General features: G+C 67.0%; 4 protein-coding genes. 3 read left to right on the top strand and 1 reads right to left on the bottom strand.

Features of this window, described 5'->3' with window-relative positions; genetic code table 11:
- Positions 1 to 227: cytidine deaminase (locus tag A9X04_RS20900; RefSeq protein ID WP_082975137.1), on the bottom strand; the 227-nt coding region annotated here is incomplete at its 3' end.
- 254 nt (positions 228 to 481) lie between these two features.
- Between A9X04_RS20900 and sdhC the strand changes: the two genes are divergently transcribed.
- The 3 genes from sdhC to A9X04_RS20885 all read left to right on the top strand — a co-directional run.
- Positions 482 to 820 (top strand): succinate dehydrogenase, cytochrome b556 subunit, encoded by a 339-nt coding sequence (sdhC, locus tag A9X04_RS20895; RefSeq protein WP_067924495.1) that lies wholly within the window; start codon positions 482 to 484, stop codon positions 818 to 820.
- Entirely contained in the window at positions 817 to 1,284 is a 468-nt protein-coding gene (locus A9X04_RS20890) for a succinate dehydrogenase hydrophobic membrane anchor subunit (RefSeq protein ID WP_067924494.1), read from the top strand. The genes sdhC and A9X04_RS20890 overlap by 4 nt, the downstream gene beginning before the upstream one ends.
- An 18-nt stretch (positions 1,285 to 1,302) precedes the next feature.
- Positions 1,303 to 1,670 (top strand): FAD-binding protein (locus tag A9X04_RS20885; protein ID WP_156764451.1); only part of this gene is annotated, 368 nt, incomplete at its 3' end.

Below are 1,670 nucleotides of genomic sequence, written 5' to 3'. Positions count from 1 at the left end.
AGCGCGATCAGCCGGCCGCCGCCGCCCGTGTGCAGGGCGCACACCACACCGCATTCGGCACAGAGACCAAGGCCATATGAGACGTTCTCCACATTGCAGCCGGTGACCACGCGCCCGTCGTCGACCAGCGCGGCCGCTCCCACCGGGAATCGGGAGTACGGCGCATAGGCCCCCGCTGCGGCACCGATTGCCTTGCGGCGCAGCGTATTCCAATCGACATCAGGCATACCCAACCTCGTTCAAAACCCCGCTCACCGACGGGCCCGTGCGACTGCCACCCTAACTCTGGCACGACGCTTCGCTTGGCGGACTGTTTGGCGCTGGGCGTCCTTCGGCCGGGTTAGGCTGGACTGCCCTCCAATGTCAGAAGGCGGTGAGGACTCCGGTGACCACACAGGCGACAACCGCGGATCCGGCAAAACAATCTGCGCCCGCGCGCAGGCGCCGACCGCCCCGGACGCTGTATCGGGGCGACCCGGGCATGTGGTCCTGGGTGCTGCACCGCATCAGCGGCGCGACGATCTTCTTCTTCCTGTTCGTCCACGTGCTGGATGCCGCGATGCTGCGGGTGAGCCCGCAGACCTACAACGCGGTGATCCACGACTATCAGACCCCGGTCGTCGGACTGATGGAGTACGGGCTGGTGGCCGCGGTGGTATTCCACGGGCTGAACGGGATCCGGGTCATCCTCATCGACTTCTGGTCCGAGGGCACCCGCTACCAGAAGCTGATGTTCTGGATCGTCGGCGTCGTCTTTCTGCTACTCATGGTGCCGGCCGGCGTGGTGACCGGGGTCCACATCACCGAGCACCTGCGATGAGCTCCCCGGACCTGCAGCTCGGCCGGGGCGAGGTGGCCCCGGTGCGGCAGCGCAGCCACGACCGGCCGGCCAGCCTGGACAACCCGCGCTCGCCGCGGCGCCGGGCCGGCATCCCCAATTTCGAGAAGTTCGCGTGGCTGTTCATGCGGTTCTCCGGCGTCGCGCTCATCGTCTTGGCCGTCGGGCACCTGTTCATCATGCTGATGTGGGACGACGGCGTTTACCGCATCGACTTCAACTACGTGGCGCAGCGCTGGGCCTCGCCGTTCTGGCAGTTCTGGGATCTGGCGCTGCTGTGGCTGGCGCAGCTGCACGGCGGCAACGGCCTGCGGGTGATCATCGACGACTACAGCCGCAAGGACAGCACCCGGTTCTGGCTCAACAGCCTGCTGCTGTTGTCGATGGGGTTCACGTTGGTGCTGGGCACCTACGTGCTGGTGACATTCGACCCGAATATCTCGTGATTTTAGGGGGCTGACCGGTTGATCCAGCAACACCGATACGACGTGGTGATCGTCGGCGCCGGCGGCGCCGGCATGCGCGCGGCGGTGGAAGCCGGCCCGCGGGTCCGGACCGCGGTGTTGACCAAGCTGTACCCGACCCGCAGCCACACCGGGGCCGCCCAGGGCGGGATGTGCGCGGCGCTGGCCAACGTCGAGGACGACAACTGGGAATGGCACACCTTTGACACCGTCAAGGGCGGCGACTACCTCGCCGACCAGGACGCGGTGGAGATCATGTGCAAGGAAGCCATCGACGCGGTGCTCGACCTGGAGAAGATGGGGATGCCGTTCAACCGCACCCCCGAGGGCCGCATCGACCAGCGCCGCTTCGGCGGGCACACCCGCGA

The sequence above is a fragment of the Mycobacterium sp. E3247 genome (assembly GCF_001667785.1).
Classification (GTDB): Bacteria; Actinomycetota; Actinomycetes; order Mycobacteriales; family Mycobacteriaceae; genus Mycobacterium.
Note: the sequence above shows the minus strand (reverse complement) of the source record. Positions and strands in the feature narration are given on the sequence as shown.

Excerpts from the sequence above, each read along its gene's own strand:
- sdhC (WP_067924495.1), top strand. The coding sequence starts at position 482 with ATGTGGTCCTGGGTGCTGCACCGCATCAGCGGCGCGACGATCTTCTTC.
- A9X04_RS20890 (WP_067924494.1), top strand. The coding sequence starts at position 817 with ATGAGCTCCCCGGACCTGCAGCTCGGCCGGGGCGAGGTGGCCCCGGTG.